Origin of the sequence: Lutibacter sp., assembly GCF_013139515.1 — a bacterium.
Lineage (GTDB): Bacteria > Bacteroidota > Bacteroidia > Flavobacteriales > Flavobacteriaceae > Lutibacter.
Window position 1 is genome coordinate 1 of the sequence record NZ_WTAR01000045.1, and the last position, 6,422, is coordinate 6,422.

The following is a 6,422-nucleotide window of genomic DNA, read 5'->3' on the forward strand; positions in this document are numbered from 1 at the left end:
CTTATTTTTTATTTACCTTAACTATATATTTCTCCAAAGCCATTGTCATTGAAGGAGTTTCAGGAGTAGGTACTTGAATAGTGCATTTTAAACCCGCATTAGTTGCAGCTTTTACTGTTGAGTTTCCATAAACAGCTATACACGTATTATTTTGTTTAAAATCAGGAAAGTTTTTGAATAAAGAATCTATACCTGAAGGACTAAAGAACACTAATATATCATAAAAAACACCTTCTAAATCAGATAGGTCACTTACAACTGTTTTAAATAAAATTGCTCTCTCCCAATTTACTTCTATTTCATTTAAAGATGTAGGTATTATTTCTTTTAATTTATCAGAAGATGGTAATAAAAACTTTTCGTCTTTATGTTTTTTTATAACTTTAATTAACTCTGGAACTGTACGTTGGCCAACATAAATTTTACGTTTACGGTACACAACATATTTTTGTAAGTAAAAAGCGACAGCTTCAGATTGGCAAAAATATTTCATACTATCAGGAACTGTAAAGCGCATTTCTTCTGCAACTCTAAAAAAATGATCAACAGCATTTCTGCTTGTTAATACAATTGCAGTATAGTTATTTAAGTCAATTTTTTGAGTTCTTACCTCTTTAGCTGAAACTGCTTCAACATGTATAAAAGGTCTAAAGTCAATTTTAACTTTTTGTTTTTCTGATAAATCTATGTAAGGTGAGTTTTCAGTTTTTGGAGGTGGCTGAGAAACTAATATTGTTTTCACTTTCATATTCTTCAATTTTATCTTTAAATAGTTAATTTTAAAATAATTATTAAAGGTGCTATTTCAAGGGCGCAAATGTACAAAATAAAATAGAACAAGTTGCTTAATATGAGCTTTTTATTATTTACCAATATTAAAATAGTTATTAAATTTATTAATAAGACCAACAAAACAAGTGTTATTTTAAGTAATAAATAATTAAAAGAAGCGGCGTAAAAACTAAGAATTAGAAACGGAAACAACCATAACACTAAATTGTTAAAATAGTTTAATTTAAAAAATATTATTTTGCTATATTCTTTTTTAAAATCAAATAAAAATGCGATTAATAACCCAACTAAATAGTGTGAAATTAGATACCCTCCAATTCCGCAAAAAATCAATAAGAAATAGTTAAAATTTAATTCGGTTTTTTGAAATTGAAAGTAAACATTGCCTAAATAAAATAATAAAGACAAAATTAATAGTTGAATTATAAAAAACAACATGTGAAAACCATCTAAAAGTCTATTTTTTTCTTTATTAAAATAAATTGTGATATTCCTATTTGATATAAATAACGTGTTTATATGAATCAATCTGTTTTTATAAAGTATTTTAAGAAGTGTTAGAATACTAAATACCGCTAATAAAACCAGTGTTATCCAGTCATTATTACCTTGTATTATTTTTGTTGCTTCAAACATTAAGTTAGCTATAGTTTTAACGCAAAATTAGGAATTATTTGTTTTATCTTTGCGCAATAATTTTGTTATATGTCAAATACGCTAGTAATTATACCAACTTACAACGAAAAAGAAAATATTGAAGCTATTATAAAAGCGGTATTTTCTTTAGAGATGCAATTTGATATTTTGGTTGTTGATGATAGCTCACCAGATGGAACTTCAAAAATTGTATCAACATTACAACAACAATTTTCTAATTTATTTTTAGAAATAAGAAAAGAAAAAAATGGTCTTGGAGCCGCATATATACACGGTTTTAAATGGGCGTTAAAAAAAAATTACGATTATATTATAGAAATGGACGCTGATTTTTCGCATAATCCAAAAGATTTAATACATTTATACAATGCTTGTGCTATTGACGGAGCAGATTTCTCCATCGGTTCAAGATACTTAAACAACAAAATTAACGTAGTTGACTGGGATATTAAAAGATTACTTTTATCCTACTTCGCCTCCAAATACGTTAAAATTATAACCCAAATCCCAATTTTTGATACTACAGCAGGTTTTGTTTGTTACAAAAGTAATGTGCTAAGAAGTATTGAACTAGACAAAATTAAGTTTGTTGGCTATGCGTTTCAAATTGAAATGAAATTTAAAGCATGGAAAAGAAAATTTAAACATAAAGAAGTTTCAGTTATTTTTACTGATCGTAAAGAGGGAACTTCAAAAATGAGTGGCTCTATAATTTCTGAAGCCGTTTTTGGAGTTATTAAAATGAGATTGCAAGGATTACCTAAATAAAGAAAAAGAAGAACATGAGTTTAACACTTATTAAAAATGCTCAAATTGTAAACGAAGGAAGAATAGTTGAGGGTGATGTTTTAATTGATGGTGAATATATTGTAGATATTGACACTTCAATTAGTTCAAAATCTGCCAATACAACTATAATTGATGCTGAAGGGAAATACTTAATTCCGGGAGCTATTGATGATCAGGTTCATTTTCGTGAGCCAGGATTAACACATAAAGCAACTATTAAAACTGAAAGCAAAGCCGCTATTGCAGGGGGTATTACTTCGTTTATAGAAATGCCAAATACAGTTCCGCAGGCAACCACACAAAAATTATTAGCCAAAAAGTTTGAAATCGCTGCCAATAATTCTTATGCTAACTACTCATTTATGTTTGGTGGAACAAATGATAATTTAGATGAATTATTAAAAACCGACCCAACAAATGTTGCTGGTATAAAATTGTTTTTAGGATCATCAACGGGTGATATGTTGGTAGATGATGAAAAAGTTTTGGAAAAGATATTTTCTTCAACTAAAATGTTAATTGCTGTGCATTGTGAAGATGAAGCTACTGTTAAAAAGAATTTAGAAACCTATTTAAAAGAATATGGAGATGATATTCCTATAGCATTGCATCCAAAAATTAGAAGTGAAGAAGCGTGTTATTTATCATCATCAAAAGCTATAGAATTAGCTAAAAAAACTGGAGCTCGTTTGCACGTATTTCATTTGTCAACAGTTAAAGAAACAGCACTTTTTGCAAATAAAATTCCTGTTGAAGAAAAGCAAATTACTGCTGAAGTTTGTGTACACCATTTATGGTTTGATGAACGTGATTACGAAACCAAAGGAACATATATAAAATGGAATCCGGCTATAAAAACCGAAACAGATAAAGAAGGTCTTTGGAAAGCATTACTTGATGATAAAATTGATGTAATTGCAACTGATCACGCACCACATACAAAAGAAGAAAAGCAACAGGTTTATACAAAAGCGCCAAGCGGTGGCCCTTTAGTTCAACATGCGTTACCTGCGTTGTTACAAGCGCACAGTCAAGGAAAAATTTCTATTGAAAAGATAGTAGAGAAAATGTGTCATAACCCTGCTAAAATATTTAAAATTGATAAAAGAGGATTTATTAAAAAAGGATATTATGCTGATTTGGTATTGGTTGATATTTCATCTCCATGGACCGTTACTAAAGATAATATTTTATACAAATGTGGCTGGTCACCATTTGAAGGCACTACATTTTATTCAAAAATTACGCATACTTTTGTAAATGGCCATTTAGCATATCAAAATGGCATATTTCATAATACAATAAAAGGAAAACGATTACTGTTTAATAGAACAAATGAATAAATTTAGCTACATACTTATTTTAAGTATTTTTTTTGCAGCGTGTACTAGTAACACAATTTTTGAGAAGCCAAAAAATTTAATTCCAAAAGAGCAAATGGTTGATTTATTAACCGATATTTTTCTTGCTGATGGAGGTGATAATATAAAAAACATACACCTTCAGCGTAGTGTAAATTATTTCCCTTTGGTTTTTGAAAAATATCAAATTGATACTACCAGATTTAAAGAAAGTAACTTTTATTATACATCAAGAATAGATGATTATGATGAAATATTAACTAGAGTTGACGAACGCCTAAAAGCGCTAAAAAAACAATTTGATGCTGAAGTTAAGTTGAATGATTCTTTAGATCGTATAAAACGTGATTCTTTAAGACTTTCTCGAATAAAGTCACCAAGAAAAGATGCTTTAAAACCGAACCTAAGAGGTGATTCAAAAAAGGAATTCCCGAAATAATAATATTAAATATTATATTTCAGATAGCTATCTTTTGTATAATTCACAAACGTTTTTAATAGTTTCTGAAACAGGTTCAAATTTAAAATCAAGCGCCTTTTCAATTTTTTCTGAAGAATAAAAATATTTTTGATGAATTGACTTTGAAGATTGTTTGGTTAAAACAGGCTGTTTACCGGTTAAACTAGATTTAATTTTTTCCAATCTCCAACCAATTGAACTCATCAATTTTGTAACTTTAATTGAAGGTCGTTTTTTACCAAAATCATCAGCTATTTTAAAAAACACCTCTTTAAAGCTTACATTTTCTGAAACTAAAATATAGCGTTCATTTTTCAGATTGCTGTTCATCAACTGTATCATTGTTTTAACAACATCGGTTACTGAAACAAATGCTGTAACACCTTCAGTGTAAAATTTTAAACCGTTATAAATTTTGGTGAATAATTCTCCCGGACCACCATTATTCCAAAAACCGGCTCCTAAAATTACACCAGGATTTACAATTACAACTTCAACACCTTCTTGCGACGCGCGCCAAACTTCCATTTCTGCACCATATTTTGTAATGGCGTACCCATAATTATTAGACTCGGTATTCCATTCGCAATCTTCATCAATAATTTTATTGTTTACCGCCTTTTCAATGGTTGCAATAGAACTCACAAAACACAATTTTTTAACTTTTTTATCTATACATAGATTCACAATGTTTGAAGTGCCTTCAATATTCACTTTTCGCATTACTTTATAATCTTTCGGATTGAAAGAAATTAATGCTGCAGAATGATAGACTTCAGTAACGTTTTCAAAAGCTTTTTCTAACAAAAATATATCTGTTATATCTGCTTCAATCCATTCAATTTTTTTAAACAACGCTTCAAAATCTTCAGAATAATAGCTAAAAACGTTTTTTACAGCCTGTAAATCACTGTTTTTTCTATGAATAGCCTTCACGCTATCATTTTCTAAAGAAAGATGGTACAATAAATGCGCTCCCACTAAACCCGTTCCGCCAGTTACTAAAATCATAAAACGAAAGTATAAAAAATGTTTGGGTATTTTACAATCAACTTCATTTAAAAAACTAATCACTAAACGTCGCAACTAACAACTAAAATTTTATCTTTGCTGAAATTAAAAATTTTGATAATGAATTTTGTTGAAGAACTACGTTGGAGAGGCATGTTACACGATATGATGCCTGAAACTGAAGAATACTTATTAAAAAATAAAACTACTGGTTATATTGGATTTGACCCAACTGCCGATTCGTTACATATTGGAAGTTTGGTACCAATAATTATTTTAATGCATTTTCAAAAAGCAGGTCATAATCCAATTGCATTGGTTGGTGGAGCAACGGGAATGGTTGGTGATCCTTCAGGAAAATCTGACGAGCGTAATTTATTAGATGAAGCTACTTTAAACAAAAATATTGCTGGTGTAAAAGGTCAGTTAGCTCGTTTTTTAGATTTTGATAGCACTTCACAAAATGCTGCTGAATTGGTAAATAATTACGATTGGATGAAAGGTATTTCATTAATTGAATTTGTACGCGATGTTGGTAAACACATCACCGTAAATTACATGATGGCAAAAGATTCTGTTAAAAAACGTATAGATTCTGATTCTAAAACCGGAATGAGTTTTACAGAATTTACGTATCAATTGTTTCAAGGATATGATTTTTACCATTTATACAAAGAAAATAATTGTAAACTTCAAATGGGAGGTTCAGATCAATGGGGAAATATAACTACCGGAACTGAATTAATTAGAAGAAAAGCACAAGGAAAAGCATACGCGCTTACTTGTAAACTAATTACAAAAGCCGATGGTACTAAATTTGGTAAAACAGCTGGTGGAAATGTTTGGTTAGATGCTGCAAGAACTTCACCTTATAAATTTTATCAATATTGGTTGAATTCTTCTGATGAAGATGCTGAAAAGTATATTAAAATATTTACATTTTTAGATAAAGAAACTATTGAGCAACTAATTGCTGAACATAAAGAAGCGCCTCATATGAGAATTCTTCAAAAAAGAATTGGAGAAGAAGTAACTGTTATGACTCACGGTAGAGAAGCTTATGATAACGCTATAAAAGCTTCAAATATTTTATTTGGAAAATCTACAGCTAATGATTTAAAATCGTTAGATGAACAAACCTTCTTAGATGTTTTTGATGGTGTTCCACAAGCTAAAATAGAACGTAGTGTTATTGAAAATGGTTTAGAAATTGTACCAGCTTTTGCAGATAACGATTTTTTAAAATCGAATGGTGAAGTACGAAGAGCATTAAAAGAGAATTCAATTTCTGTAAATAAAGAAAAAGTGAAAGATGATTGTATTATAACAATTTCAGATTTAATTGCTGATAA

Annotated in this window: 7 protein-coding genes; 4 read left to right on the forward strand and 3 right to left on the reverse strand. The window is 29.4% G+C overall.

All coding sequences use genetic code 11. The features are described from left to right. Position 1: 1 nt before the first annotated feature. The gene (locus GQ540_RS05200) at positions 2 to 748 is read right to left on the reverse strand and encodes a uroporphyrinogen-III synthase (protein ID WP_291798343.1); all 747 of its coding nucleotides are present in this window, start codon (positions 746 to 748) and stop codon (positions 2 to 4) included. 17 nt (positions 749 to 765) lie between these two features. Further along, positions 766 to 1,428 (reverse strand): DUF4271 domain-containing protein, encoded by a 663-nt coding sequence (locus GQ540_RS13210; protein ID WP_367205935.1) that lies wholly within the window; start codon positions 1,426 to 1,428, stop codon positions 766 to 768. Positions 1,429 to 1,497: 69 nt separating this feature from the next. Between GQ540_RS13210 and GQ540_RS05205 the strand changes: the two genes are divergently transcribed. The 3 genes from GQ540_RS05205 to GQ540_RS05215 are packed head-to-tail and all read left to right on the forward strand — an operon-like array spanning position 1,498 to position 4,038. Continuing rightward, positions 1,498 to 2,217: a polyprenol monophosphomannose synthase gene (locus tag GQ540_RS05205; RefSeq protein ID WP_291798346.1), complete on the forward strand. Its 720-nt coding sequence runs from the start codon at positions 1,498 to 1,500 to the stop codon at positions 2,215 to 2,217. Positions 2,218 to 2,231: 14 nt separating this feature from the next. Beyond that, positions 2,232 to 3,581, forward strand: a complete 1,350-nt coding sequence (locus GQ540_RS05210) for a dihydroorotase (protein WP_291798349.1) — start codon at positions 2,232 to 2,234, stop codon at positions 3,579 to 3,581. Then, positions 3,574 to 4,038 (forward strand): DUF4296 domain-containing protein, encoded by a 465-nt coding sequence (locus GQ540_RS05215; protein ID WP_291798353.1) that lies wholly within the window; start codon positions 3,574 to 3,576, stop codon positions 4,036 to 4,038. The genes GQ540_RS05210 and GQ540_RS05215 overlap by 8 nt, the downstream gene beginning before the upstream one ends. 27 nt (positions 4,039 to 4,065) lie before the next feature. On the opposite strand, the gene GQ540_RS05220 is transcribed toward GQ540_RS05215, so the two are convergent. Further along, positions 4,066 to 5,070 carry an SDR family oxidoreductase gene (locus GQ540_RS05220; protein ID WP_291798355.1) on the reverse strand — a complete coding sequence of 335 codons (1,005 nt, stop codon included), beginning with the start codon at positions 5,068 to 5,070 and terminating at the stop codon, positions 4,066 to 4,068. Between the two features lie 120 nt (positions 5,071 to 5,190). Here GQ540_RS05220 and tyrS point away from each other — a divergent pair. Further along, the coding region (gene tyrS, locus GQ540_RS05225) for a tyrosine--tRNA ligase (protein WP_291798359.1) at positions 5,191 to 6,422 on the forward strand (1,232 nt) is incomplete at its 3' end.